Annotated in this window: 20 protein-coding genes and 1 riboswitch; of the genes, 15 read left to right on the forward strand and 5 right to left on the reverse strand. The window is 62.9% G+C overall.

What is annotated here, in order from left to right; translation table 11 throughout:
* Window positions 1-39: 39 nt before the first annotated feature.
* The 4 genes from thiH to G7Y51_RS04290 form a co-directional block, all read right to left on the reverse strand.
* Window positions 40-1,155, reverse strand: a complete 1,116-nt coding sequence (gene thiH, locus G7Y51_RS04275) for a 2-iminoacetate synthase ThiH (protein WP_165175143.1) — start codon at window positions 1,153-1,155, stop codon at window positions 40-42.
* 385 nt (window positions 1,156-1,540) lie between these two features.
* The gene (locus G7Y51_RS04280; protein WP_206214241.1) at window positions 1,541-2,311 is read right to left on the reverse strand and encodes a thiazole synthase; all 771 of its coding nucleotides are present in this window, start codon (window positions 2,309-2,311) and stop codon (window positions 1,541-1,543) included.
* 118 nt (window positions 2,312-2,429) lie between these two features.
* Complete coding sequence (gene thiS / locus G7Y51_RS04285) at window positions 2,430-2,630, reverse strand: sulfur carrier protein ThiS (protein ID WP_165175144.1); 201 nt, start codon at window positions 2,628-2,630, stop codon at window positions 2,430-2,432.
* A 301-nt stretch (window positions 2,631-2,931) separates the two neighbouring features.
* Window positions 2,932-4,482, reverse strand: coding sequence for a lipopolysaccharide biosynthesis protein (locus G7Y51_RS04290; protein ID WP_165175145.1), 1,551 nt, complete (start codon window positions 4,480-4,482; stop codon window positions 2,932-2,934).
* 253 nt (window positions 4,483-4,735) lie between these two features.
* On the opposite strand from G7Y51_RS04290, the gene ilvD reads away from it, so the two are divergent.
* The 10 genes from ilvD to G7Y51_RS04340 all read left to right on the forward strand — a co-directional run bounded on the left by ilvD (window position 4,736) and on the right by G7Y51_RS04340 (window position 16,127).
* Window positions 4,736-6,418 (forward strand): dihydroxy-acid dehydratase, encoded by a 1,683-nt coding sequence (gene ilvD, locus G7Y51_RS04295; RefSeq protein WP_165175146.1) that lies wholly within the window; start codon window positions 4,736-4,738, stop codon window positions 6,416-6,418.
* 157 nt (window positions 6,419-6,575) lie between these two features.
* Window positions 6,576-6,694: riboswitch (glycine riboswitch) on the forward strand.
* Between the two features lie 55 nt (window positions 6,695-6,749).
* Entirely contained in the window at window positions 6,750-7,310 is a 561-nt protein-coding gene (locus G7Y51_RS04300; RefSeq protein ID WP_165175147.1) for a GrdX family protein, read from the forward strand.
* Between the two features lie 189 nt (window positions 7,311-7,499).
* Window positions 7,500-8,786 carry a glycine/sarcosine/betaine reductase component B subunit gene (locus G7Y51_RS04305; RefSeq protein WP_165175148.1) on the forward strand — a complete coding sequence of 429 codons (1,287 nt, stop codon included), beginning with the start codon at window positions 7,500-7,502 and terminating at the stop codon, window positions 8,784-8,786.
* A 79-nt stretch (window positions 8,787-8,865) separates the two neighbouring features.
* A complete protein-coding gene (gene grdB, locus G7Y51_RS04310; RefSeq protein ID WP_165175149.1) occupies window positions 8,866-10,176 on the forward strand; it encodes a glycine reductase complex selenoprotein B in 1,311 nt (436 codons plus the stop codon).
* A gap of 56 nt (window positions 10,177-10,232) precedes the next feature.
* A complete protein-coding gene (trxB, locus tag G7Y51_RS04315) occupies window positions 10,233-11,150 on the forward strand; it encodes a thioredoxin-disulfide reductase (protein WP_165175150.1) in 918 nt (305 codons plus the stop codon).
* 59 nt (window positions 11,151-11,209) lie between these two features.
* Entirely contained in the window at window positions 11,210-12,760 is a 1,551-nt protein-coding gene (grdC, locus tag G7Y51_RS04320; protein ID WP_165175151.1) for a glycine/sarcosine/betaine reductase complex component C subunit beta, read from the forward strand.
* 8 nt (window positions 12,761-12,768) lie between these two features.
* Window positions 12,769-13,995 (forward strand): glycine/sarcosine/betaine reductase complex component C subunit alpha, encoded by a 1,227-nt coding sequence (grdD, locus tag G7Y51_RS04325; protein WP_165175152.1) that lies wholly within the window; start codon window positions 12,769-12,771, stop codon window positions 13,993-13,995.
* A 99-nt stretch (window positions 13,996-14,094) separates the two neighbouring features.
* On the forward strand, window positions 14,095-14,415 hold the full coding sequence (locus G7Y51_RS04330; protein WP_165175153.1) for a thioredoxin domain-containing protein: 321 nt from the start codon (window positions 14,095-14,097) through the stop codon (window positions 14,413-14,415).
* Between the two features lie 94 nt (window positions 14,416-14,509).
* A complete protein-coding gene (gene grdA, locus G7Y51_RS04335) occupies window positions 14,510-14,986 on the forward strand; it encodes a glycine/sarcosine/betaine reductase complex selenoprotein A (protein WP_165175154.1) in 477 nt (158 codons plus the stop codon).
* A 205-nt stretch (window positions 14,987-15,191) separates the two neighbouring features.
* Window positions 15,192-16,127 (forward strand): AEC family transporter, encoded by a 936-nt coding sequence (locus G7Y51_RS04340; protein ID WP_165175155.1) that lies wholly within the window; start codon window positions 15,192-15,194, stop codon window positions 16,125-16,127.
* Between the two features lie 256 nt (window positions 16,128-16,383).
* Here G7Y51_RS04340 and G7Y51_RS04345 read toward each other — a convergent pair whose 3' ends face one another.
* Window positions 16,384-18,072, reverse strand: a complete 1,689-nt coding sequence (locus tag G7Y51_RS04345; protein ID WP_165175156.1) for a 3-phosphoshikimate 1-carboxyvinyltransferase — start codon at window positions 18,070-18,072, stop codon at window positions 16,384-16,386.
* 573 nt (window positions 18,073-18,645) lie between these two features.
* On the opposite strand from G7Y51_RS04345, the gene aprB reads away from it, so the two are divergent.
* The 5 genes from aprB to qmoC all read left to right on the forward strand — a co-directional run bounded on the left by aprB (window position 18,646) and on the right by qmoC (window position 26,358).
* Window positions 18,646-19,134: an adenylyl-sulfate reductase subunit beta gene (aprB, locus tag G7Y51_RS04350; RefSeq protein ID WP_165175157.1), complete on the forward strand. Its 489-nt coding sequence runs from the start codon at window positions 18,646-18,648 to the stop codon at window positions 19,132-19,134.
* Between the two features lie 38 nt (window positions 19,135-19,172).
* On the forward strand, window positions 19,173-21,161 hold the full coding sequence (gene aprA, locus G7Y51_RS04355) for an adenylyl-sulfate reductase subunit alpha (protein WP_165175158.1): 1,989 nt from the start codon (window positions 19,173-19,175) through the stop codon (window positions 21,159-21,161).
* A gap of 478 nt (window positions 21,162-21,639) precedes the next feature.
* On the forward strand, window positions 21,640-22,875 hold the full coding sequence (locus G7Y51_RS04360) for an FAD-dependent oxidoreductase (RefSeq protein WP_165175159.1): 1,236 nt from the start codon (window positions 21,640-21,642) through the stop codon (window positions 22,873-22,875).
* Between the two features lie 5 nt (window positions 22,876-22,880).
* Window positions 22,881-25,163, forward strand: a complete 2,283-nt coding sequence (locus tag G7Y51_RS04365; RefSeq protein WP_165175160.1) for a hydrogenase iron-sulfur subunit — start codon at window positions 22,881-22,883, stop codon at window positions 25,161-25,163.
* A 13-nt stretch (window positions 25,164-25,176) separates the two neighbouring features.
* Window positions 25,177-26,358, forward strand: a complete 1,182-nt coding sequence (gene qmoC, locus G7Y51_RS04370) for a quinone-interacting membrane-bound oxidoreductase complex subunit QmoC (protein WP_165175161.1) — start codon at window positions 25,177-25,179, stop codon at window positions 26,356-26,358.
* The last annotated feature ends 25 nt before the right edge of the window (window positions 26,359-26,383 follow it).

Consider the following 26,383-nt stretch of genomic DNA (forward strand, 5'->3'; position numbering starts at 1 on the left):
TGCCTTTGCATGTGAATCCCGCTGTTTTAGGCCGCTGCTTTATGCCGCCGGGTCCTCCCAGTCCTTGAGCACAGCCTGATAGCCGATGCCTGCCAGCGCGGCGGTCATTTCCGCCAGGCTGCGGCGATCGGAGATTTCAAACTGGCCGGGGTTGTGTTTGTCCTCCGTGGCCCTGCCGCCCACGGCGGTGGAGACCCCCGCGGAAACCCGCGTGACGCCGATCGGCACCAGATGATTGCGCATGAAGGCGCTTTCGCGGCTGGAACAGGTGATGCCCGCGCGCGGCAGAAAGCAGCGCATGGCCGTGACGTATTGCACCAGATGCCGATCATCCACCGCATGTTGCACGTCAAAGTCGCCCTCGTGCGGGCAGATGCGCGGGATGGACACACTCACGTCCACGCCCGGGAAGTTGCGTTGCAGCCACCAGGCGTGCAGGCCCGTGGCAAAAGCGTCCTGCTCGAAGGATTCCAGGCCGAGCAGCGCGCCCAGGCCCAGGGAGCGCATACCCGCGGCCGCGGCGCGTTCCGGGGCATTGAGACGGAAGGCATAGTCGTGCTTGGGTCCCACGGGGTGCAGCCAAGCGTAGAGTTCTGGATTGTACGTTTCCTGAAACATGGTCATGCTGTCCACGCCCGCTTCCAGCAGCAGGGCATATTCCGCTTGCGTCAGAGAATAAACCTCAATGCCGATGGAGGCGAACAGGGGCTTGATCCGGCGCACCACCGAGGCAATGTACAGGGGCGAGGAGAGTTTGGGCGCGTCGCCCGTGAGCAGCAGGATGTGCTGAAAGCCCATGTCCGCAATGGCCCTGGCCTCGGCACAGGCTTCGTCCACGCTGAGATGGCGGCGGGGCTGCTTGTTTTTGGCATTGAAGCCGCAGTAGCGGCACTGATTGGTGCAGACGTCCGAAATGTACAGCGGGGTGAAGATGTTCACGGCCCGCCCGAAATAACGCAACGTCAGCTCCCGGGCCTTGCGGGCCATGGCTTCCAGATGGGGCTGGGCCGCGGGCGAAAGCAGGGTCAGAAAGTCGGCAGGTTGCAGCACATCTTTTTCAAGCACGGCGCAGACCTTGTCCGAGGTGGCCGCGGCCGTGCCCCGGGAACGGCGATCAGCGGGCCAGTTTTGCAAAAAATGCTGAAAATTTTCCATCTGAGCTATCCTTTAGAGCAGATTACCTTTGACTTTTTATGAAAGTCAAAGGTGGCATTCAGGCGAAAAACGCGGTTTTCGCCTGAATGTACGCCGCGTTGCGGCGGCTGCCGCTTTCGCGTCAGCAGAGCATTTTCAAAGTAAAAATGCTCTAGCGTTGGGCCGCAAGCAACAAATGAGGCTCTGTGTTTTCCGGCCGGCAGGGCAAGCCCTGCGACACAGGGACAAGACGCCAATGCAAACGGAGCAGGCGACGCAACCCATCTCTGCCGCCGCGCGCTCTCCGCCTGTTCTTTTCCGAAAGTCGCAGGCTGCCGGGAACAGAAAGCTTCTGTCCTTAGAGTATTCTTTGATTGAAAATGGATATGTTCAATCAAAAAACGCTCTAGCGCAAAAATCCCGTGAGCGGCGAGGATGCTTCCGCGCCCGCGCCCCGGGCTTTGACGGCGCCCGCGCCGGCCAGCCAGGCATTGCGCCCGGCCTCCACGGCCTGCCTGAAGGCCCTGGCCATGCGCACAGGGTCTTCCGAAGAGGCAATGGCCGTATTCACCAGACAGGCCGCGGCGCCCATTTCCATGGCTTCACAGGCCTGCGAGGGGCGGCCGATGCCCGCATCAACCACCACAGGCAGATCCAGTTCCTCAATGAGAATGGCGATCATCTCCCTGGTGCGCAGGCCCCGGTTGGTGCCGATGGGCGCGCCAAGGGGCATGACCGCCGCGGCTCCGGCCTGCGCGCAGGCGCGGGCCACATACAGATCCGGATTGATGTAGGGCAGCACGATAAAGCCTTCCCCGGCCAGAATTTCCGTGGCTTTGGCGGTTTCGTAGCCGTCGGGCAGCAGATGGCGGGTATCGGAAATAACCTCGATCTTGATCCAGTCGCCGCAACCGGCGGCCCGGGCCAGCCGGGCCAGGCGCACGGCCTCGTCGGCGGTGCGCGCGCCCGATGTGTTGGGCAGCAGGCGCATGGTTTGAGGAATATGGCTCAGTATGCCCTGCTGGCCTTTTTCCACCCGGCGCATGGCCACGGTGATGACTTCCGCGCCGCTGGCCTCGGCCACCGCCGGGATCAGACTGTCGGCGCTGTATTTGCCCGTACCGATGAACAGACGGCTTGCAAAGGTCACGCCGCCGACCACAAAGGGATCATTCATGCTGCTCTCCGCCAGAATTCTTTGAGACAGGGAAAGAAAAGAAACGCCGCGCCGCCGGAACCTCTGCCTTTTAGGGCATTTTTTGATTGAAAATGAATATGTTCAATCACAAATTGCCCTAGCCGCCGCCCACGAACTGCACTATCTCGATGACGTCGCCGCTGTGCAGTTGCGTGGCGGCAAAGGCGTCAGCGGGAATGATCCTCCCGTTGCATTCCACGACCACGGTCTTGGGGTCGTGGCCGCGCGCGCGCAGCAGATCCGCCAGACTGGCGGCTTCGGCGCAGGTTTCGCTTTGGCCGTTGACGATCAGCTCCATGTCAGACCTCCGACAACAAAAAGCCCGCTGAACCTGAACGGCTGCGGGCAAGCACAGACCCGCGCGGGCGGGCTGGTCAGCTTCCCTTCGTCAGCACTATCTGCGTCAGGTGCAGAACCGCGCGCGTGCGCGGTTCTAGGGGTCAGGGCGCTCACACCCTTTCTCAGCCATGATGGCTCCCCCAGCCGGATGCAAAAAGATAGTCCCGGCGAACAAAGAATGCAAGCGGCATCTGCGGCTCCGGGCGATGCTGTCGCATGGCCGCCAGGGCTGCCGCAGAAGATGCGTTAGCCCTGGCGGCTCAGGCTGCGCGCTTCCGGGATTTTTTCAGCCGGATGAAGATTTCGCGCAATTCCCGGCGGGAAAGGCCGAGCATCCGGGGCACGGCCAGGCAGAGGCTCAGGCAGAGCAGGCTGTACAAGACGCCGGAAACAAGAAAGCGCCCTGCCGAATCCAAATCCCCGATGCCCAGTCTGATGGTCAGATCGCGGCAGGCGAAAGCCAGCAGGGCGAGCGCCGCAAGGCTCCAGATCTGGTGGGCGAGGTTGCGCCAGAAGCTCAGCGGCAGAAAACGCGAGGCCAGCCAGAGGTACAGATTGACGGTCAGGCATTGCACGCCCACGGTTTTCAGGGCCAGGCCCACGGCGCCCAGATTGAGGCCCAGGAACTCGCGCGGGGCCAGAAGAAACCAGGCCGCGGCAAAGCCGTAGACGCACTCCAGGGCCGCAATGTTGCGCAGCACGCGGGTGCGGCTTGTGGCGTGGAAGACCGAACCGGCCAATTGGCCGTAGGCCTGATGCAAGGGGTACAGGGCCATGATCTGCACGGGCAGGACGGCCGCCGCGAATTGTGCGCCGCCGAAGATGTTCACCAATGCCGGGGCTTCGGCCAGAGTGAAGCAGGAGAAGTAGGCCGCCACCACATAGAGCAGGGGCGCGAAGCGGGTCAGCAGCCGGGCCATGGTCTCACGGTCGTTCCGGCCCCAGGCGATGGAAAGCTCACGCATGATCAGCGGGGTCATGGCCGAGACGAAGAGAAAGCAGGCCATGCTGACTTTTTGGGACAGGGCGAAAAAACCCTGTTCCGCGCTGCCGTCAAACCATTGCAGCAGCCAGCGCTCGGCCGTGAGCAGAAGAAAGGAGAGCAGGGCCTGCACAAAGAGCGGGTGGCTGTAGTCGAAAAACTCCCGGCAATAGGCGCGGCTTTGCGTACCGCTTACATGCAGGCGCAGCGCCTGGTCGCGCTCGCGCCAGTGACGGCGCGTGACCAGCCAGTAGCCCAGGGCCGTGGCTCCGAGCATGAAATATTGCTGCGCGAAGAGGGTGTGGATGTTCAGTTGATCCGACCAGAACAGCCCGGCCAGCAGGACCACGGCCAAAAGAGAGATCAGGGTGCGCGCCATTTCCGAGGGCACAGTGGCTCCCACGGCGTCGTTCATGGAGCGCAGCACCCTCCCCCACCAGGTCAGAAAGGCCCAGAGCGCGGCCAGAGGCGCGAGCCAGAGCGGCACGTCGGGCATGAGCAGGCCGCCCATTGCGGGGATCAGCATACACAAGGCGGCCAGCAGGCTGATCAGGGCCACCAGCAGGCTGACCCGGAAGTAAAAGCCGATCAGCCCGCTTTCGTTCTGGCGGCGCGACAGGGCATTGTAAAAGCAGGTGGAGGTGCCCATGTCCAGAAAGCCGGAAAGCTGCTGGAAAAGATTGGTGGCAAAGCTGTAGTTGCCATACATGCGCGGGCCCAGAGCGCGCGGCAGAATGGCTTCCATGACCAGATACACCGGAACGGAAGCCATATTGGCCAGCAGCTTGAACATATAGCGGCGGGCCAGGGTGGGAGTTGGACCTTGCATGCGGGCAGCCTAGCGTAGTTCTGCCTTGCGCTCAAGCAGGCGGCGCTTGGGAGGGATTCGCCTTTGAGATGATTTCCGTAAAAAATTCATTGTACTTTTCCATGGTTGCAAAAGGAATTTCGCTCTGAAAGCGAATCCTTCCCGTCCCGTGGCATGTTTACGGACGCAGACTTTTGCCGTATGACAAAGCGGTTGCCGGGCGCGCGCAAACGCGCCGGGGCGTAGTTGTTCTTTACCCCAAAGGATCACCGCCATGAATGACGCACGCAGCAAAAAAATGAAGAGTGGGCTGGAAAAAGCCCCGCACCGTTCTCTGCTCTATGCTCTGGGCCTGACCAGGGAAGAAATGGAACGCCCTCTGGTGGGCGTGGTCAACGCCGCCAGCGAGGTGGTGCCGGGCCATATGCATCTGGACGCTTTGGCCTCGGCCGTCAAGGCCGGGGTGCGCATGGCCGGCGGCACGCCCCTGGAGTTCCCGGCCATTGCCGTGTGCGACGGCCTGGCCATGAACCATGAGGGTATGCGCTTTTCCCTGCCTTCGCGTGAGTTTATTGCGGATTCCATTGAGATCATGGCGCGCGGCCATGCCTTTGACGCCCTGGTCTTCATTCCCAACTGCGACAAGTGCGTGCCCGGTATGCTCATGGCCATGCTGCGCCTGAACCTGCCGTCCGTTCTGGTTTCCGGCGGCCCCATGCTGCCCGGCAACATCGGGCCGCACGACCGCGGCGATCTGATCACGATTTTTGAAGCCGTGGGCCGGGTGCGCAGCGGGAGCATGAGCGAGGAAGAGCTGGAATCCATGGTCGAGCGGGCCTGCCCGGGCTGCGGCGCCTGCGCGGGCATGTTCACGGCCAATTCCATGAATTGCCTGGCGGAAACCATTGGCGTGGCCCTGCCCGGCAACGGCACGATCCCGGCGGTGAGCGCGGCCCGCGTGCGCCTGGCCAAGACCGCGGGCATGCGGGTCATGGATCTGCTCGCAAACCAGATCCGCCCGCGCGACATCGTCACGCCCGATGCTGTGGCCAATGCCGTGGCCGTGGACATGGCCCTGGGCTGCTCCACCAACACGGTGCTGCATCTGCCCGCCATCTTCGGCGAGGCGGGCCTGGATATGGGGCTGGAGGTCTTTGACGAGGTAAGCCGCAAGAGCCCCAACCTCTGCAAGCTCTCGCCCGCGGGCAGGCATTTCATGGTGGATCTGGACAATGCCGGGGGCATCCCCGCGGTCATGAGCGAGCTGGACAAGCTCGGCCTGATCCACAAGGACTGCCTGACCGTCACCGGCAGGACCGTGGGCGACAATCTCAAGGATCGCAAGGCGCGCATCCTGGATCCGGATGTGATCCGCCCCCTGGGCCAGGCCTATTCCAAGCAGGGCGGCATTGCCGTTCTGCGCGGCAGCCTCGCGCCGGGCGGGGCCGTTGTCAAGCAATCGGCGGTTGCCCCGGAAATGATGCGCCGCGACGTGCGCGCGCGGGTTTTTGACTCCGAGGAAGACGCCATGCGCGCGATCCTGGACGGCAAAATCCAGCCCGGCGACGGCGTGGTGATCCGCTACGAGGGCCCGCGCGGCGGTCCGGGCATGCGCGAAATGCTCTCGCCCACCGCGGCCATCACCGGCATGGGCCTGGGCAAAGACGTGGCCCTGCTCACGGACGGTCGTTTTTCCGGCGGCACCAATGGCGCGGCCATCGGCCACATTTCGCCCGAAGCCGCGGACGGCGGCATCATTGCCCTGGTGCGCGAAGGCGACATGATCCACATTGACATACCGGGCCGCAAGCTGGATCTGCTGGTGGACGAGGCCGAGCTTGAGCGGCGCAAAAGCGAGCTTGAAGCGCCGCGCAAGGATTGCCCCTATCCGGTGCTCAGGCGCTATGCCCATCTGGTCAGCTCCGCGTCCACGGGCGCGCGCTACAGAGAAATATAAAGTTCTGCGGTTCTGCGGCTCTCCGGCTGCCGTCATGGGCCAGAGGTTTCGCAATTTTTTTCCTGCGTGCGGAGGGATTCACCTGTAGAAAGTGAATCCCTCCCGCTTGCGCATACGCTTGACATTTTTTTCTCAATATGAGACTTGGTAATTGCGAGCGAAAGCTGCAAGAGAGCACCCGCGCTGCGCCGTGAACACAAGCGCGCCGCCACGGGGTCGCCGAAGGGGCAAGGCCGCCAGGCTGAAACTCTCAGGCATCAGGATTGCAGCCGGACGCACCTCTGAACCGCCTCCAGCGCGACAGAGCCAATGCAAACGCGGGAGCTTTGCCGTGGCCGGTCGCGCGAGCCTGATTACCAACAATCCGCTTTTTTCCACCCGCAGTCCCGCGGGCCTTGACGTGTGCCTTGTGGACGACGACGCCCGCGCCGTGCTGATCCGCGCGCGCGATCTGGTGCATCGGGGCTGGCGTCTGGCCAATCATCCGCTGTACGGCAATTTCCGGCCACACCAGCAACCCTATCGCTCCATTGTTCTGCTTGTGCCCGCGGCAGGCAGGAGCGCCGCGGGCAGGAGGCAGGCGGCGGCCGGAGGGCGCGAAGTCGCGGCCGCGCCCGCTGCCCATGCTCCCCCCCAGGGCCAGATGCCTTTTGTGCCCGGTCCCGCCACGCAAGCGACTCCGGCCTCCCGCGCCGGGCAAAGCCCCTCCGGCTGTCTTGCTCCCGTCGATCCCGAATCCCTGCATTTTCTGGAACAAGCCCTGTTGCTGTACCAGAGCCCCTCTGCAAACATCCGGCAAAGCCGCCCGGAAGACCTGCCTGAAATCATGCGCCGCGACTGCGCGCTTTTGGATTACGAATTGCTCAAAGCCACGCTGGACAGCCTGCTCTGACCTGCGCCGGTCGGGCCGGTCCGGTCCGTGGCAGGCGCAAGGGCAAAGAGCGGCATGCCCCTCTTCTCGCGACGCGCGGCGGCGCTGCGCGGGCCTGTTGCCCGCGAATCCGGAGCGCGGGGCCGCCGTTTTCTCTCTGCGAACTCAATCAGCCCAAGGCTGACGACCGTCTGACCCAAGGAGTTTGTCGTGAATCTGGAACTGCACAAGATTGAAATCCGCAAACTGGAATGGGGCTCGCACACCGGCGCGCGCGACCATGTGCTGACCGTCAACAAGGAAGAGCTGGTCCAAATGCTGCTGGAGGATCAGGCCCTCAAAAACGTGCGCGTGGAGCTGGTTCATCCGGGCGAGAGCGCGCGCATCCTGCCCTGCAAGGACGCCGTGGAACCGCGCTGCAAACTGGAAGGCCCGGGCGAGGTTTTTCCCGGCTGGATCGGAGACGTGGAAACCGTGGGCCAGGGGAAAACGCTGGTTCTCGCGGGCGCGGCCGTGCTGACCACGGGCCGCCTGGTGGCCCCGCAGGAAGGCATTGTGGACATGAGCGGGCCCGGCGCCGCGTACACGCCCTTTTCCCAAACCTGCAACGTGGTCCTGGTCTTTGAGCCCGCTGAGGGCGTGGAGTTGCACGCGCTGGAGGCCGTCTACCGCCGGGCCGGGCTCAAGGCCGCGCATTATCTGGCCTCCTGCTGCAAAGAAGTCAGGGCCGATACGGTGGAATCCTACGCGTTCCCGCCGCTGGCCGAGGCCATGAGCGCGTATCCCGGTCTGCCCAGGGTGGGCTATCTCTACATGCTTCAGTCCCAGGGACTGCTGCACGACACCTGGGTGTACGGCGTGGACGCAAAAAAAATCCTGCCCACCCTGATCAGCCCCACGGAGGTCATGGACGGCGCGATCATTTCCGGCAACTGCGTTTCGGCCTGCGACAAAAACAGCACCTACATGCATCTGAACAACCCGGTGATCGCCAGCCTCTATGCCCATCACGGCAAGGACATCAATTTTGCGGGCGTGATCATCACCAATGAAAACGTGACCCTGGCCGACAAAAAGCGCAGCTCTTCCTATGCGGTGAAGCTGGCGCGCATGCTCGGCGTGGACGGTCTGGTCATTTCCGAGGAAGGCTTCGGCAACCCGGACGCGGACCTGATCATGAACTGCTGGAAAGCCGAGCGCGCGGGCATCAGGACCGTCCTGATCACCGACGAGTATGCCGGACGCGACGGCTCAAGCCAGTCTCTGGCGGATTCCTGCCCCGAAGGCGACGCCTGCGTCACGGCGGGCAACGCCAATGCGCTCATTGTGCTGCCGCCCATGCAACGGGTCATCGGCGATCCGGCCACAGCCGAAGTCATTGCCGGCGGCTTCTTCGGGGCCCTGCGCGAAGACGGCAGCATGGAAGTGGAGTTGCAGGCCATCATGGGGGCCACCAACGAGCTGGGATACAGCCGCATCGGCGGCCGCACGTTGTAGACAGCGCCTTTTTGACTTCCGGCTGCACCCTCCAGGTTTTTCAGGAACAGCGCGGAAATGACACAGGAAGGAGTGGAGTATGGCATATCGCGTCATTCACTATATCAATCAGTTTTTCGGCGGCATCGGCGGCGAGGACAAGGCGGACGCGGCCCCGGAAACGCGCCAGGGCGTCGTGGGTCCGGGCATGGCCTTCAAGGCCGCGCTGGGCAATGAAGCCGAAATCGTGGCCACCTTCATCTGCGGCGACAACTATTTTGCCAACAACATGGATGCCGTGACCGCCCAGGTGGTGGAAGCGGCGCGCGCCTGCAAGGCCGACGCCCTGATCGCCGGGCCTGCCTTCAATGCCGGGCGCTACGGCGCGGCCTGCGCGGCGGTCTGCGCGACGGTCCGGAAAACTTTGGGCATCCCGGTGGTCACGGCCCTGTATCGTGAAAATCCGGGCGTGGATCTGTTCCGCAAGGAGATTCCCATTGTGGAGGCCGCGGACTCCGCGCGCGGCATGGCCAAGGCCGTGCCGGTCATGGTCCGGGTGCTGCTCAAGCTGCTCAAAGGCGAGGAACTGGGCTCCCCGGCCGAGGAAGGCCTGCTTGAAAAAGGCATCCGCCAGAATATCTTTTATGATCAGCCCGGCGCGGAACGCGCGGTGCGCATGCTGAGCAAAAAGCTCAAGGGGGAGCCTTTTGTCACGGAGTACAAGATGCCGGTCTTTGACCGCGTGACCCCGCGCCCGCCCGTGGCTGAGATGGGTAGCGCCAAAATTGCCGTGGTCACTTCCGGGGGCATCGTGCCCATCGGCAATCCGGATCACATTGCGGCTTCCAGCGCCCAGAACTACGGCGAATACGACATCAGCACGGTGACGGATCTGCATCAGGGCGAATACCAGACCGCGCACGGCGGCTATGATCAGACCTATGCCAACCAGGACCCGGATCGCGTGCTGCCCGTGGACGTGCTGCGCGATCTGGAAAAGGAAGGCCGCATCGGCTCCCTGCATCATCTCTTTTACAGCACCGTGGGCAACGGCACGGCCGTGGCCAGGGCCAGGGATTTCGGCATCGAGATCGGCAAGCGCCTCAAGGACGCCCAGGTGCAGGCGGTGATCCTCACCTCCACCTGAGGCACCTGCACGCGTTGCGGCGCAACGCTCGCCAAAGCCATTGAGGACACCGCCGACGTGCCGGTGGTTCACATGTGCACCATTGTGCCCATCTCTCTGAGTATCGGGGCCAACCGCATTGTGCCCACCGTGTCCATCCCGTACCCCCTGGGCAATCCCGATCTTTCTCCGGATGCGGAAAAGGCCCTGCGCCGCGCACTGGTGGAGCGGGCCCTGACCGCGCTGTCCACGCCCGTGGCCGAGCAGACGGTCTTCAACAAATAAGAAACAGGGAGAAGGCCGCGCCGCCGGAGCAGAGCGGCGCGGCTCAAGGAGAGAGCATGGAACAGCGTGAACTGGTCATTATCGGGGCCGGACCGGCCGGGCTTACCGCGGCGGTGTACGGCAAACGCGCGGGCCTGGACGTGCTGGTGCTGGAAAAAGGCAAAGCCGGCGGCCAGATTTTAATCACCAGTGAGATCGAAAACTGGCCGGGCACGATCTCTGCATCGGGCGCGGCCCTGGCCGACAGTTTCCGGGCACATGCCGAGCACTTCAAGGCTGAATTCCGCACCGCGCAGGTCAACGGTCTGCGGCCCGATGGCGGCAAAACCGTGGTAATCACGGACAAGGGCGAAATCGAGGCCCAGGCCCTGATTGTGGCGAGCGGGGCCAATTTCCGCAAGCACGGCTGTCCGGGTGAAAAGGAATTCATGGGCAAGGGCGTTTCCTATTGCGCGGTCTGCGACGCGGCTTTTTTCGAGGATCTTGAGGTGGCGGTCATCGGCGGCGGCAATACCGCGGTGGAAGAAGCCTGCTACCTGACCCGTTTTGCGGAAAAAGTCTATATCGTGCACCGCCGCGATCAGTTCCGCGCGGATCGGCTGGTCGCCGAGCGGGCTCTGGCCAATCCCAAAATCGTGCCCATCTGGGACAGCGTGCTGGAGGCCATTGAAGGCGACGGCTTGGTGGAACGGATCGTGCTCAGAAACGTGAAGAGCGATCAGAAAAACGCGCTTGCGGTCAACGGCGTCTTTATTTTCATCGGCACCCTGCCCAATGCCGCGTTTTTGAACGGCGTTGTGCACACCGTGGACGGCGGCTGGATCGTCACGGACGAGAACATGAAAACCTCCGCGCCCGGCATTTTCGCGGCTGGCGACGTGCGCAACACCGCGCTGCGCCAGGTGGTCACCGCGGCCGGGGACGGGGCGCGGGCCGCCATGTCCGCGTATGCCTATATCATGGAACAGAAATAGCGGCTTGCCGGGCGCGCGGAGCGTCCCGCGACGGCTGTTTTTACGCTAAGGAGCAACACATGGGCAATGTCGGCATCAAAGGCACGGCCTACTGCCTGAATTTCGCGCCCGAGCTGGCCCTGCACTACGGCGGCACACCCTCTCAGGAGCGGCGCGCCAAGCCGGATTCCGAGTATTTGCAGACCCTGCCCGGCCGCGCCCAGAGTTACGAGGAGGCCGCGGGCTACGCGCCCAACAAGGTCTACATCGGCGCCATGTCCGTGGACGATCTGGCCAGGGCGCCGACGCCCTGGCTGGAACATCCGGGCGCGCCCGAGCGTTACGGCAGGTTCGGGGAGATCATGCCTGAGGATGAGTTCCTCGGCTTTCTGGACATTTGCGACGTTTTTGATCTGATCTGGCTGGAAAAGGATTTTGCGGCCGCTGTGCGGGAAAAGCTGGCCGGGGATCCGGCCGTGGGCGAAAGTCAGTTGGCCCGCCTGGAAGCCGGGCATGAGGCCGCGGAGATCGCCCAGGCCGTGGAAAAGCACGGCGCGCTGCCCCTGTACAGCAAGGGCAGTGTGGCGGGCTGCTGCCGCCGGGCCCATGACTCGGACGAAAACCTTTCGGCGCATGTGATGCTGGAAAACCTGGCCTGCAAGGCCAGCGGCGTGCTGGCGCTGCTGCACATGATCAAAAATTGCGGCCTTGAGCCTTCGGACATCGACTTTGTGGTGGAATGCTCCGAAGAGGCCGTGGGCGACGTGATGCAGCGCGGCGGCGGCAACATGGCCAAGGCCGTGGCCGAAATCGCGGGCTGCGCCAATGCCAGCGGCTTTGATGTGCGCGGCTTCTGCGCCGGGCCGGCCGCGGCCGTGATCGCCGGAGCGGGCATGGTGGCCTCTGGCCTGCGCAAAAACGTGGCCGTGGTTGGCGGCGGATCCTTGCCCAAGCTGTATATGAACTCCCGCGATCACATCAAAAAGGGGCTCCCGGCCCTGGAAAACTGCATGGGCAGTTTCGCGATCCTGCTTGTGCCGGATGAAGGCAGCCTGCCCGTGATCCGCCTGGATTCCATCGGCAAGCATACTGTGGGCGCAGGCGCGGCCCCGCAGGCCATTACTTCGGCCCTGACCTTTGAGCCGCTCGCCCGTCTGGGCCTCAGGCTCACGGATGTGGACAAGTACGCGCCCGAACTGCACAACGCTGAAATCACCCTGCCCGCGGGCGCGGGCAACGTGCCGGAGGCCAATTACAAGATGATCGCGGCGCTGGCGGTCATGAAGGGCCAGCTCAAGCGGGAGGAAATCCCGCAATTCGCGGCAGAGCGCGGTATTCCGGGCTTTGTGCACACCCAGGGCCACATTCCGTCGGGCGTGCCCTACATGGGACATGCCTGCGACGCCCTGGCGGCCGGAACAATCCGGCGCGCCATGATCATCGGCAAGGGCAGTCTGTTTCTGGGCCGCCTGACCAATCTGGCCGATGGCGCGTCCTTCATCATGGAGGGTCCGGGCCGCGGCGCGCCCCGGGCCGCCGCAAGCGCGGCAGCGGGCGTGAGCAGGGAGGATGTGCGGGAAATGCTGCTGGACGCGCTTTCGGAACTGGCCGCCAACCTGCAGAAAAGCTGAGGTCTGTCATGGCGGATACATATGCAAGCAAACAGGCGCGGCAGAGCCCTGACCCCGATACTTCCGGCCGCAACAAACGCGCCCTGATCGGCGAAGCCCTGGCGGAGCTGGTGGCCGCGGCCGGAGGGGGCGGCCCGCGCCTGCGTATCGGCCTGATGGCCGCGGGCGGCGAAGTGCCGGTGGAAGACTATCTGCAGGGCGCGGCCCTGGCCATGCGCCACGATCCCCGCATCCAGGCCGTGGGCCTGGGCCCCAGGCCCGACGCGCTTCTGCCCCCCGGTATGGATTGGATTGAGACTCCGGCCTGCGAGGCCGATATGGCCGCGGCTATGGAAAAAGCCCTGGAAAGCACTGGCCACGGGGCATTGCACGGCGCTGTGGCGCTGCACTATCCCTTTCCGGTGGGCGTTGCCACGCTGGGCCGCATCCAGACCCCGGCCAGGGGCAGACCCATGATCCTGGCTTCTTCCACGGGCATCAGCGCGCCGCACCGGGCCTGCGCCATGCTGCGCAATGCCCTCTACGGGATTGCGGCGGCCAAGGCCCTGGGCGTGGAAAATCCGAGCCTGGGCGTGCTCAATCTGGATGCCGCGCCTCAGGTTCTGCGCGCTCTGGCCCGATTGCGGGAACGGGGCTACCCCGTGCGCTTTGGAGAAAGCGTGCGCAGCGACGGCGGCGCGCTGCTGCGCGGCAACGATCTCCTCGCGGGCGCGGCGGATGTCTGCGTCTGCGACACCTTGACCGGCAACGTGCTGATGAAGGTCTTCGCGGCTTTCAACAGCGGCGGCGTCTACGAGACTGCGGGCTGGGGGTACGGCCCTTCGGCCGGGGAAGGCTGGGACAAGGTGGTTTCCATCATCTCCCGCGCATCGGGCGCGCCGGTCATCGCCAATGCTCTGGCCTGCACGGCGCAGGCCGTGCGCGGCAATCTGCCGGGCAGGGTGGCCGAGGAGCTCAGAGCTGCGCGGGCTGCGGGCCTGGACGGAGAACTGGCGGCTTTGGAACCGCAGGCCGCGTCCGCGCAGGACGCGCCGCCGGCCATGCCGCCGGTCGAGCCCACGGATGAAGAAATCCACGGCATTGACGTGCTGGATCTGGAAAATGCGGTGCATGCCCTGTGGAAAGTGGGCATTTATGCCGAAGCCGCCATGGGCTGCACCGGCCCGGTGATTAAGCTGGCGGCCGCGGCCAGGGCGCGGGCCGGGGAAGTGCTCAGGGCAGCGGGCTATGTATAGGCCCGGCGTGCGGCGCGGGAGCATTCTGCCCTGAAGTAGGGCGAAGAAGGGCCGGGCTCAGGCGACACTGCCGCGACAACTCAACCAGCGAGGTGGATTATGCTCATTGTGGACAAGGAAAATTTTGAAGCCGAGGTGCTTAACAGTGCTGTGCCGGTCATTGTGGATCTCTGGGGCCCGCAGTGCGGCCCTTGCCTTGCGCTCATGCCGCAGGTGGAGGAACTGGCCGGTCAATATGAAGGCAAAATCAAATTCTGCAAGCTCAATGTGGCCGAAAACCGCCGCCTGGTCATTTCCCTGAAGGTCATGGCCGTGCCCACCATTCTTTTTTACAAGGGCGGGCAAAACGTGCAGCGGATCAGCAGCGACCAGGTGACCCTGGAAGCCATCAGGGCAGGCGCGGAAAGCTTGTTGCAGTAAACTCTTCGCCAGGGGGAATCCTTTCCCCCGCCGCCGGATTGCGCGGCGGCGCATGACTCTGGCGGATAAGCGTGTAAACCAAAAGGAGATTGGCATGGGCAAGTTAACCGGCAAGAAACTGCTGCTGCTGGGCGAGCGGGACGGCGTTCCCGGCCCGGCTATGGCAGCGGTATTCGCCAATTCGGGAGCCGAAGTGCTGTTTTCGGCCACCGAATGTTTTGTCTGAACAGCCGCAGGCGCCATGGACCTGGAAAATCAGCAGCGCGTGAAAGACGCCGCTGAAAAGGTCGGGGCGGAAAACCTGGTGGTGGTGCTCGGCTCTTCCGATCCCGAAGGGGCGGAAATTTATGCCGAAACCGTCACTCTGGGCGACCCTACCTTTGCCGGTCCGTTGGCCGGAGTCCCGTTGGGGCTCTGCGTGTACCACATTTTTGGAGAGGAAATGAAAAGCGAGGCTGATCCCGCGGCCTGGGAAGAGCAGATCGCCATGATGGAAATGGTGCTGAACACCGAAGCTCTGGCCGCGGCAGTAAAAAAAATGCGCGAGGCCAACAGCAAATATATGCTGTAAGCCGTGGGCAAAAGCGCAAGGAATCCGACCCCGCAGGGTGTTCTGCCCTGCGGGGTTTTTGTGTCTTCTCCTGGAGCGTTTTGCTCATGAAAGTAGCAAAACGCTCTCAACTGACACGGCCCTGACCGTGGGAGGAAAGTCCGGAGAGGCGCTTTGCGGCAATCTGCTGTTTACGGAGCGGACAAAAGCCCGTAAAGAAAACGCCATGATTTTTTTACATGCCCTGGGTGGAATTTTCGGCCTCTTGCTGGTCGGCATGGTGGGCTATCTGCTGGCCTGGAGGGGCTGGTTTTCCACGGAATCACAGATGCTGCTGCCCAGGCTCGTCACCTGTGTGGCGCTGCCGCCCTATCTCATGTCCACGCTCATAAGCTCCTTTGATCGCGACAACCTTCTGCATCTGATCTACGGCTCGCTGCTGCCTTTCAGCTCGCTGGCGGTGACGTTTGCCCTTGCCTTTGCGGCGGCCAGGCTGTTCCGGGTGCAACGCCGTCATTTGGGCCTCTTTTGCGCCTGCGTCTCCAACTCCAATACCATTTTTGTGGGCATTCCGGTCAATGTGGCCCTGTTCGGGGAAGAAGCCCTGCCCTATGTGCTGCTCTATTACTTTGCCAGCACCATTTTTTTCTGGACTGTGGGCAATTACGCGATCAGCAAAGACGGCGGGCAGGGCAAGGGAAAAGTCCGGATCATGGACAATATCCGGCACATATTTTCGCCGCCCATGCTGGGCTTTCTGACCGGTCTGACCCTGATTTTGTGCAAGATCACCCTGCCGCCTTTCCTCCTGGACGCGGCCAGACTCCTGGGCAACCTGACCACGCCGCTGGCCCTGCTTTTCATCGGCATCACCCTGTATACCATTGATCTGCGCAAAGTCCGTTTTGATCGAGATCTGATTCTGGCCCTGGTTGGCCGCCTGGTGGTCAGCCCTCTTGTGATCATGCTTCTGATACCGTTTTTTCCGGTTCCCGATCTGATGGCCAAGGTTTTCATCATGCAGGCCGCGCTGCCGGTTTTGATGCAGGCCGCCATTTTAAGCGCCCATTACGGCGCGGACGCGGAATTCGGCGCTCTGATGGTTTCACTCTCCACCCTGTTTTCGATCATTACGATTCCTCTGTACATGACCCTGCTTTAGAGCATTTTGCTTTTGAAATTATTCAATTTCAAAAGCGGCGCTGCCATCATTTCGCGTCCAGGCTTCAGCCGTTGCGACGAAGGAAGCTACGGATGAAGACAGCAACTGGTTACTGCGGCAGCCAGCCAACGCAACCGCTGTCGCTATCCGTAAGCAAGCAAAGCTTGCTAACGGCTACCGCAACGCGGTCTGGACGCTCATTCGGCGCGGGCGTCCGCTCCCGCGGCCGCCAGAGCAATTTCAAAGTGAAATTGCTCTAGGCATCCTCATCCCTGATCGCGGGAGGTACGGCTACGCTGGTGGTGAGGATTCGCCGCCGTGCCGGAGCTATCACGCTTTCTTCCACGGCCGCTCGCCTCAGGGATGGTTCTGGCAAACCGTTGTAGAGAGACCAGAAGGCCGGGTAAAGCGCGGTCATGATGCCGGGATTGCCCAGTTTCAAATGCGGTCTGGCACAGGCGGCCAGGGCCAGGCCAAGGGCCCAGGTCGGAGTGGGCGCATTCCAGGCCGAGGCGATGCCTTCTTGTGATGATTTGCACAATTTGCCTTCGGCATCGCTTTCCAAACCCACGGCATGCAGAAAACTTGCGACTTCATCCGTGTCCGCGGCAGAGGGCAGCGGCGGCAGCACGGCCTCGCCGCCGCGCAGAGCCGCGCAGGCGGCCAGGGCCAGGGGCAGGGGCGTCCAGTCTGCGGGAAAATCCGAAAGCGCGGCCAAGGCCTGGGCAGGGAAATCCTTGAGCGGCGTCGCGGCCCTGGCGCGAATCTCCCCGCCTGCCTGCCGCAGATCCAGGCCAAGGGCCTGGAGCAGATCCCACCCGGCCAGGGCTCCGGGCCATTGGGGCCAGATCCCCGCGAGGCGCGCTTCGCCGCCCAGGGCCAGGGGCAGGGCCAGCAAAAAAACGGCCAGTTCCGGCTCCAGCGGCAACTCCGGCTGCGGCGGCAGGCGCAAGGGGCTTGGGGCAACGCGCACGCGGGCGTTCTCTACAACCACGTCGGCTCCGGCCGCCCGCAGAATGGGCAGCGTGCGGGCCAGAATCAGTTTTTGCAGCGGATGGGCCGCAAGATCCAGGGTCAGGGCGCGCTCATACAAGGGCGCGGCCAGCAGAATGCCTTCGGCCAGCTCCGCCGGAACATCGGCGGGCAGCGTCGCCGTATCCGGCAGAATGCCGGAACACTCCAGACGCGCGGGCAAGCCGTTGCTTTTGGGCACCACATGCACAAGGCGCGCGCCCAGGGCGGGCAGAAAACGGCGGGTCGAAGAAAAATCCGCCAGTTTCAGAGCCGACTCGCCGCTGATCTTGGCCCGCGAAGGACGGCCCAGATAATGCCCGAGCAGAAGAAAAAAATTCCAGGCGCTGTCGCCCGCATACAGCACCTTGTCCGGCGCGCCCACAGGCGCGGTCTCGTGGGCGGTCACGCCGTCTTCCTCGCGGTTCAGGCCGGCGCCCAACTGGTTGAGCATCTTCACGCAATCCACAATGGGGTCGTTCATCAGGCAGGGCGCAAGGCGCAGCCCCTGGCCCGTGGCCGCGGCCAGCATGAGCCACGCCCTGGTGGCGCGGCAGGCAAGGGGCGCGGGCATGAGCAGGCGCACCGGCCGCGCGGGCGGCGCGAGGTTGAAGGCTGTGCGGCGATCCGCGCCGCGATCGGGCGCGTCCTGATCCTCCTGCCCGGCGCCTGGCCGGGGCAGAAATTCCACCTCCTGCATCAATGAAAAGAAACGGCCTGATAGGCGCGCGTCGCGGCTGACGCGGGAGACGGCGGCCTCCCAGGATTTCCGCAGGATTTTTTCTTCGGAGGGCTCCAGAAAACCCTTGCTGTTGTACATGCGCGTCAACAGATTGCGGCGGCGCAGCAATAACTTGAGTATGTCGCGGTCAATGTCCGAGACCACGTCGCGCAAAGCGCGGCGAGGCCGTGTGTCGTGCGGTCTGTCGTTCATGCTGCATCCTTAGAGCATTTTTTGATTGAAAATATCCATTTTCAATCACTGCGCTGCCATCATTTCGCGTCCAGAACGCGGTCTGGGCGCTCATTCGGCGCGGGCGCCAGCTAGCGCTGTCGCCAGAGCGTTTCGCTCATTTCATGAGCAAACGCTCTGAAAGATTGGTGGCGATGCCCGGCGGGTTTCGGCCATGCGGCGCAGGCGGCGCCCGGCCTGCGCAAGCCTGTTAGCCCGAAACGCGCCTGCTGGCAAGGCCGATGTGCCCGCGCGGGGGCATTTGTTGCCTCACGCGGCGGGTAAAATTCTGCAAGGGGCTTTACACGCTCCAGATTTCGCTATAGTCTTCAAAGAGTCTCCATACAGCCTTTTCAGGGCACTGGCCTGTGAAGAACCCGCGAATTTTTGCAAAAGGGGCTTGACGCGGAGAGCGTTCGCTTGTTACTAAATGCGCAAGCCATGCGCCCTCATCTTTTCGAGCGGCGCAATGACGAGGCGCGCTCACGGGCAATCGCGCGTGCCTCGCCCAGGGCTGCGGATTTTTTGTAACACTTTAAGAGTTGGAGGATACGTATGCCGACGTTTGTCGATCCGTCCAAGTGCGACGGCTGCAAGGGTGGCGAAAAGACGGCCTGCATGTACATCTGCCCCAATGACCTGATGATCCTCGATCCCGAGGAAATGAAGGCTTACAACCAGGAACCCGACGCCTGCTGGGAATGCTATTCCTGCGTGAAAATCTGCCCCCAGGGCGCCATCACGGCCCGCCCCTATGCGGACTTCGCGCCCATGGGCGGCACCTGTATCCCCATGCGTTCGGCCGATTCGATCATGTGGACCGTCAAGTTCCGCAGCGGCAATGTGAAGCGTTTCAAATTCCCCATTCGCACCACGCCTGAAGGCTCGATCAAACCTTACGAGGGCCGGCCCGAAGGCGCCAGCCTCGACGATGGACTGCTGTTCACCGAAACAGAACTGGCCAGGCCCAAGGAAGTGCTCGGCAAGAAGTTCGACGTGACCGAAGCCGACAAGGTCTACACCTCTCAGGTACACGGCCGCTGAGCCGCTTTCAACCATCAGTGCGATAAGGAGAAACCATTATGCCTATGATTCCCGTGAAGGAAGCGACCAAGGGCGTGCCCATTTCCGAACCTGAAATCAAAGAGCATCAAGTCGACCTGCTGATCGTGGGCGGCGGCATGGGCGCCTGCGGCACCGCTTACGAGGCCGTGCGCTGGGGGGACAAGCATGGTCTGAAGATCATGCTTTGCGACAAGGCCGCGCTGGAGCGTTCCGGCGCCGTGGCCCAGGGCCTCTCGGCCATTAACACCTACCTCGGCGAAAACAGCGCCGACGACTATGTGCGCATGGTCCGCACCGACCTCATGGGCCTGGTGCGCGAAGACCTGATCTTCGACGTGGGCCGCCATGTGGACGACTCCGTGCATCTGTTCGAGGATTGGGGCCTGCCCTGCTGGATCAAGGCCGACGACGGCCACAACCTGAACGGCGCGGCCGCCAAGGCCGCGGGCAAATCCCTGCGCAACGGCGACAAACCCGTGCGTTCCGGCCGCTGGCAGATCATGATCAACGGCGAGTCCTACAAGTGCATCGTGGCCGAAGCGGCCAAGAACGCCCTGGGCGAAGACCGGATCATGGAACGCATCTTCGTGGTGAAACTGCTGCTCGACAAAAACACCCCCAACCGCATTGCGGGCGCCGTGGGCTTTAACCTGCGCGCCAACGAAGTGCATATCTTCAAGGCCAACGCCATCATGGTGGCTGCGGGCGGCGCGGTGAACGTGTACCGTCCCCGCTCCACGGGCGAGGGCATGGGCCGCGCCTGGTATCCGGTCTGGAACGCGGGTTCCACCTATACCATGTGCGCTCAGGTCGGCGCGGAAATGACCATGATGGAAAACCGCTTCGTGCCCGCCCGCTTCAAGGACGGCTACGGCCCTGTGGGCGCGTGGTTCCTGCTCTTCAAGGCCAAGGCCACCAACTCCAAGGGCGAAGACTACTGCGTGACCAACAAGGCCATGCTCAAACCTTATGAGGATCGCGGCTACGCCAAGGGCAACGTGATCCCCACCTGCCTGCGCAACCATATGATGCTGCGCGAAATGCGCGAAGGCCGCGGGCCCATCTATATGGACACCAAGACCGCCCTGGTCAACACCTTCGCCTCCCTGAACGAAGAGGAGCAGAAGGATCTTGAGTCCGAAGCCTGGGAAGACTTCCTGGATATGTGCGTGGGCCAGGCCAACCTCTGGGCCTGCACCAACACCCAGCCCGAAGAACGCGGCTCCGAGATCATGCCCACCGAGCCCTACCTGCTCGGCTCGCACTCCGGCTGCTGCGGCATCTGGGTCTCCGGCCCGGACGAAGACTGGGTTCCTGAAGACTACAAGGTCAGAGCCGCCAACGGCAAGGTCTACAACCGCATGACCACCGTGGAAGGCCTGTTCACCTGCGCCGACGGCGTGGGCGCTTCCGGCCACAAGTTCTCCTCCGGCTCGCACGCCGAAGGGCGCATCGCCGGCAAGCAGATGGTGCGCTGGTGCGTGGATCACAAGGATTATCAGCCCGAGTTCAAGGAAACGGCCGAAGAGCTGCGCAAGCTCATCTACCGCCCCTATGACAACTTCATGGCCGGCAAGGCCGCGTCCACGGATCCGGTGGTCAACCCCAACTACGTCTCGCCCAAAAACTTCATGATGCGCCTGATCAAGTGTACCGATGAATACGGCGGCGGCGTGGCCACCTACTACACCACCTCTCAGGCTCTGCTGAACACGGGCTTCGACCTGCTGACCATGATGGAAGAAGACTCCGAAAAGCTGGCTGCCCGCGATCTGCACGAACTGCTGCGCTGCTGGGAAAACTACCATCGCCTCTGGACGGTGCGCCTGCACATGCAGCACATCGCCTTCCGCGAGGAATCCCGTTATCCCGGCTTCTATTACCGGGCCGACTTCATGGGCCTGGACGACAGCAAGTGGAAGTGCTTCGTGAACTCCAAGTTTGATCCCGCCACCGGCGAGACCAAAATCTTCAAGAAGCCCTATTATCAGATCATCCCCGACTAGTCGGCGATTGCCATTGCAAGAGGGGCGGCCGCAAGGCCGCCCCCGGATTGCCGCAAACCAACGGCAATCCCGGCGCGGCGCGAAAGACAAGGGCGCTGCGTGCCCGTTTGCCGGGGCCGACCGTGTGGCGGCCGCCCCAGAATGTTGACAAAACCCGCTTTACGGCCTTCACGCCGCCGGGCGGGCGGCGCAAAAACCAGGCCTTGCCGGCCGGCTCCTCATGCTCCTTGCGACCGGGGAAACGCGCGGCCGCAGAAACGCGGCAATCCCCGCGGCCTCCGGCCGTGCCGGACACGGTAACGGCAGCGTCCCTGCGGGATGCCTTCCGGGCAAAAGCCGCGCCGGGCTCCTGGTTTTCGATTGCCTTGCGTTGTCAACGCTCTGGGCCGGCCGCCTGGCGGCCGCCCCTTTTTTCCTGCGGCGGAGGGGCGGTTCACCTTCCTCAGCCGCGATGCAACAACGCAGGAGGATATCCAGGATGTCCAATGCCATTCTCGTCGTGGGCGGCGGCTTTTCAGGCCTCACAGCCGCCAATGAAGCGGCGGAACTGGGCCATGACGTCTATATCGTCGAAAAGTCGCCCTGGCTTGGCGGCCGTGTGGCCCAGCTCAACAAATATTTTCCCAAACTCTGTCCCCCCTCCTGCGGCTTGGAGATTCAGTTCCAGCGCATCAGGAAAAATCCGCGCATCAAATTTTTCACCCTGGCCGAGGTCACAGGGCTGACGGGCGTAAAAGGCGATTACAGCGTGCGGGTGCGCCTGAGCCCGCGCCGCGTTGCTCCCCACAATGTGGATTTCAGCCTTTTGGCCTCCGCGCTTGAAGGCGAAACCCCGGATGCCTTTGAGCTGGGGCTTTCCAGGCGCAAGGCCCTCTACAAATCCATGCCCTTTGCTTTTCCCGGGCGCTACGTCCTGGATGTGCAGACGCTCTCCAAGTCCGACGCGGCCCGGGTGGCGGGCAACAAGTTTCTCAATCCTGTCGAAGAGGCGCGCGAAATTGAGCTTAAGGTCGGCTCCATTGTGCTCGCCACAGGCTGGAAGCCCTATGACGTTACCCGTTTGAGCAATCTGGGCGCAGGCACAGTGAAAAACTGCATTTCCAATATGCAGATGGAACGGCTCGCCTCGCCGTTCGGCCCTTCCAAAGGCCGCATTGTCCGGCCTTCGGACGGCAAGACGCCGCGCAGAATCGCCTTTGTGCAGTGCGCCGGTTCACGCGATCAGAATCATCTCAACTATTGTTCCTACATCTGCTGCATGGCCACCCTGAAACAGTGCCTGTACATCGCGGAGCAGAATCCGGACGCTCTGATTACCGTGTACTACATTGATTTGCGCGCGCCCGGCCGCTATGTGAATGTGCTTGAGAAAGTCAAGGCCCTGCCCAACGTGCGTTTTGTCAAGGGCAAGGTGGCCGACGCGGTCCAGGCCGAGGGCGATATGGTGAGAATCACGGTGGAGGACGCCGTGCGCGGCGAAAAACTCACTCTGGATTATGAGCTCGTGGTGCTGGCCACAGGCATGCAGCCCTCGCTGGCCGGCGAAAATTTGCCGCTGCCCGTGCCGCTGGATGAAGACGGCTTCATTGCGGGCGGCGAGGAGGCCGGTATTTTCGCCGCCGGTTGCGCGCGCATGCCTCTGGATGTGACGCGCTCGGCGCAGTCCGGCACAGCCGCCGCCCTGAAGGCGGTACAAACGGTGAAAGGGAGGTAGGCGGCATGGCCGGTAAAATTGGCGTCTATTTTGACCTGCAGAATATCGGCGGGGGGCTCGACGTGGAGGCCCTGGCCGCGCAGTTACGCGAAAAATGGGGCGATCTCACGCCTGTGGTCAAGATCTGCCCGGTGCTTGCCGAAAGCGTGGACGAGATCAGGGCGGACATTGCGGCGCAGGGCCTTGACGGGGTGCTGCTCTGCGGCGCTTCGCCGCGCGTGGACGCGGATCTCTACCGCTTCCCCGTGCAGGTGGAACATGTGAACCTGCGCGAGCAATGCGTGCTGGCGTTCAAGGATCCCCAGGCCGGCTCCGCGCCCGCGAGGGACGGCGCGCCCGAATTGCTCACGCTCATGGCCCGCGATTATCTGAACATGGGCGTGGTCAAGCTGCAGAAAAGCGAGGTTCCCGATTCGGCGGCCGTTCCCGGCACGCCGCGCATTCTGGTCATCGGCGGCGGCTGGACAGGCCTTACTGCGGCTGCCGAAGCCGCGGCCACGGGCTATGAGGTCGTGCTGGTGGAAAAGGCCGACAAACTGGGCGGCGCAGTCAACAATATTCCCGTGACGTCGCCCCAGGGCCCGCTCTGGACCGACAAACAGCCCGCGGATCTGGCCGCAAAGATCAGCCGGGTCACGGATGATCCCAAAATCACAACGCATCTGAACGCGCATATGCAAAAGCTGGAAGGCCAGCCCGGCGCGTTCACGGCTGTGATTGCCACGGCCGGGGGCCCGGTTTCCGTGGAAGTGGGCGCCGTGGTTCTGGCCTCTGGCTGGGCGCCTCTGGATGAAAAATACCTGGCCCCCATGGGCCTGGGCAAAAGCCCCAGGGTGGTGCACGCGGCCCAGTTCGGCAAAATGCTGGCCGCAGGGGAAGTGACTGCCCGGCGTATTGCCTTTGTGCTGGATACCACTCTGGCTGAGGAAGCCGTAGCCGCTGCCGCGGCCCAGGCCGACGCCGCCGAAGCCCAAGCCGTGGCCGAAGCCGCCAGGCCCGCAGCAGCCGGGGCCGAGGGCGAGGAAAAGCCTTTTGTCAAGGAAGATCTGGAATCCATCCGCCACCTTGCCTACTCCAACGCGGTGAACAGCGTGGGCATGCTGCGGCTGGCCAATATCGTCTGCGAAAAGACCAACGACGCGGTTCAGGCTTTTATCCTGTACAAGAACATGACCGTGCCCGGCATTCTGGAGCGCTTCTACAAGAAGATGCAGAATCGCCTGGGGATCATGATGACCAAGGCCGATGTGACCGATATCCGCGAGGCCGGCGATCACATGGTGGTTTCCTGCCAGAATACCCTGCTGGGCATGGATTTCGATCTGGACGTGGATCTGGTGGTGCTGCCCACGGGCCTGGTGCCCACCACGGCCAAGGATGTGGTGGTGGAATTCGCCTACCGCCAGGGTCCGGACTTCCCGGATCTGGAACTTTTTGACGGTTTTGCCGATTCCAATTACATCTGTTTTCCGTATGAGACCCGGCGGACCGGCGTGTACGCCGCGGGCTGCGTGCGCCAGCCCATGACCATGGACGCCTGCGAGGAAGACGCGCGCGGCGCGGTGCTCAAGGCCGTGCAGAGCATTGAGGCGGCCGGGCACGGGGTTGCTGTGCTGCCGCGTTCCGGCGATGCCTCCTACCCGGTGTTCAATTTCGTGCGCTGCACCCAATGCAAGCGCTGCACTGAGGAATGCCCCTTCGGCGCCCTGGATGACGACGAAAAAGGCACGCCCAAGCCCAATCCGGCCCGCTGCCGGCGCTGCGGCACCTGCTTCGGGGCCTGCCCCGAACGCGTGATCTCCTTTGCCAACTACAATATTGACCAGATCGGCTCCATGATCCGCGAAGTTCAGGTGCCCAAGGACTTCAAGAAGGAAGGTCCGCGCATCCTGATTCTGGCCTGCGAGAACGACGCCTACCCGGCCCTGGATATGGCGGGCATGCGTCGCAGGGCCTGGAGCCCCTATGTGCGTATCATCCCGGTGCGCTGCCTGGGTTCGGTCAACGCCATATGGGTCTCCGACGCCATGAGCAAGGGCTTTGACGGCGTGATGCTCCTGGGCTGCAAATACGGCGACGACTATCAGTGCCACTTTGTGAAAGGCTCCGAGATCTGCGCCAAGCGCAGGGACAATATTGCCGAGACCCTTGACCGTCTGGGCGTGCAGCCCGAACGGGTGGAACAACTTGAAGTGGCCATTGACGAATACGACACGGTTCCCGACCTGATTGACGGCTTTGTGGGCCGGATCATGGAGCTGGGCCCCAACCCGTTCAAGGGCATGTAGGAGGATGGCAGCAATGGCACAATCTACGCTTAAACCGGATCTGGAGTTTGCCCGGGAGCTCGGGGAAGCCGGGGGCGAGTCCCTCAAGAAATGCTTCCAGTGCGCCACCTGTTCGGTGGCCTGCCCGCTCTCCCCGGCCAACGCTCCGTATCCGCGCAAGGAAATGGTCTGGGCCTCCTGGGGCCTGAAGGAAAAACTGCGCGGCGACGTGGATCTCTGGCTTTGCCACAATTGCGGCAACTGCTCGGATCTCTGCCCGCGCGGCGCCAAGCCCGCGGACGTGATGGCCGCGGCCCGCAATGTGCTCTACAAGGATTTGACCGCGCCCGCCATTGTGGGCAAATGGATGAGCAAAGCGTCGGGTCTGCCCATTCTTTTCGCCATCCCGGCGGTGCTCTGGCTGATCGTCTGGTGGATCCGCGCCGGCTGCAACAACGGCGAATGGTTCCCGCGCGCGGCTGACGGCCGGATCGTTTTCGGCCAGATTTTCTACGGCGACTACACCATTGACCCCATTTTCATGCTCACCTTCTTCGGCGCGCTGTTCATCCTCTATCTCGGAGTGCGCAAACTCTGGAAGATGTTCCAGCCTGACGGCACGCTCATGGTGATCGGCAAAACCAAAAGCTGGGTCTTCCACCTCTGGGATGTGCTCTGGGAGGAAGTCATCACCCACCGCAAGTTCGACGAGTGCGAGGACGGCCCGGTCACCGGCAAAAATACGCCCAACCGCAAGTACGGGCATGCGATCCTGTTCTGGAGTTTCGCGATCCTGGCCTGCGTCACGGCCATCGTGGCCCTGGGCCATTGGGGCGGCAAAATTATTCCCCTGATCAAGATCGAGACGCCCATGCCCCTGACCTTCCCGGTCAAAATCCTGGCCAATATCGGCGCGCTGCTCCTGCTCATCGGCCTGGCCCTGCTGACCGCGCGCCGCATGCGCCTGAACCCCGCGGATCACGGCTCCAGCTTTCAGGACTGGTATCTTTTGGGGATCATCTGGCTGGTGGCCGTGACAGGCGTCCTGGCCCAGTGCTTCCGCCTGGCCGACGCCATCAGGCCCGCTTTCGTGATTTATTACCTGCATCTGGTCTTTGTCTGGATGCTCTTTGCGTATCTGCCCTGGTCCAAATTGGGGCATTTTGTGTACCGCACGGCGGCGCTGCTGTACGTCCGCATGTACGGGCGAAGCTGAGCGGGCAAGGCAGAAAGAAAGAGCA

The organism is Desulfovibrio sp. ZJ369 (assembly GCF_011039085.1).
Classification (GTDB): Bacteria; Desulfobacterota; Desulfovibrionia; order Desulfovibrionales; family Desulfovibrionaceae; genus Desulfovibrio.

Bases quoted from the DNA above. Each gene is read 5' to 3' on its own strand.
- trxB (WP_165175150.1), top strand. From the start codon at position 10,233: ATGGAACAGCGTGAACTGGTCATTATCGGGGCCGGACCGGCCGGGCTT.
- qmoC (WP_165175161.1), top strand. From the start codon at position 25,177: ATGGCACAATCTACGCTTAAACCGGATCTGGAGTTTGCCCGGGAGCTC.
- aprA (WP_165175158.1), top strand. From the start codon at position 19,173: ATGCCTATGATTCCCGTGAAGGAAGCGACCAAGGGCGTGCCCATTTCC.
- G7Y51_RS04290 (WP_165175145.1), bottom strand. From the start codon at position 4,482: ATGCAAGGTCCAACTCCCACCCTGGCCCGCCGCTATATGTTCAAGCTG.
- G7Y51_RS04340 (WP_165175155.1), top strand. From the start codon at position 15,192: ATGATTTTTTTACATGCCCTGGGTGGAATTTTCGGCCTCTTGCTGGTC.
- grdC (WP_165175151.1), top strand. From the start codon at position 11,210: ATGGGCAATGTCGGCATCAAAGGCACGGCCTACTGCCTGAATTTCGCG.
- G7Y51_RS04365 (WP_165175160.1), top strand. From the start codon at position 22,881: ATGGCCGGTAAAATTGGCGTCTATTTTGACCTGCAGAATATCGGCGGG.
- G7Y51_RS04360 (WP_165175159.1), top strand. From the start codon at position 21,640: ATGTCCAATGCCATTCTCGTCGTGGGCGGCGGCTTTTCAGGCCTCACA.
- thiH (WP_165175143.1), bottom strand. From the start codon at position 1,155: ATGGAAAATTTTCAGCATTTTTTGCAAAACTGGCCCGCTGATCGCCGT.
- ilvD (WP_165175146.1), top strand. From the start codon at position 4,736: ATGAATGACGCACGCAGCAAAAAAATGAAGAGTGGGCTGGAAAAAGCC.
- G7Y51_RS04345 (WP_165175156.1), bottom strand. From the start codon at position 18,072: ATGAACGACAGACCGCACGACACACGGCCTCGCCGCGCTTTGCGCGAC.
- G7Y51_RS04330 (WP_165175153.1), top strand. From the start codon at position 14,095: ATGCTCATTGTGGACAAGGAAAATTTTGAAGCCGAGGTGCTTAACAGT.
- thiS (WP_165175144.1), bottom strand. From the start codon at position 2,630: ATGGAGCTGATCGTCAACGGCCAAAGCGAAACCTGCGCCGAAGCCGCC.
- G7Y51_RS04280 (WP_206214241.1), bottom strand. From the start codon at position 2,311: ATGAATGATCCCTTTGTGGTCGGCGGCGTGACCTTTGCAAGCCGTCTG.
- grdD (WP_165175152.1), top strand. From the start codon at position 12,769: ATGGCGGATACATATGCAAGCAAACAGGCGCGGCAGAGCCCTGACCCC.
- aprB (WP_165175157.1), top strand. From the start codon at position 18,646: ATGCCGACGTTTGTCGATCCGTCCAAGTGCGACGGCTGCAAGGGTGGC.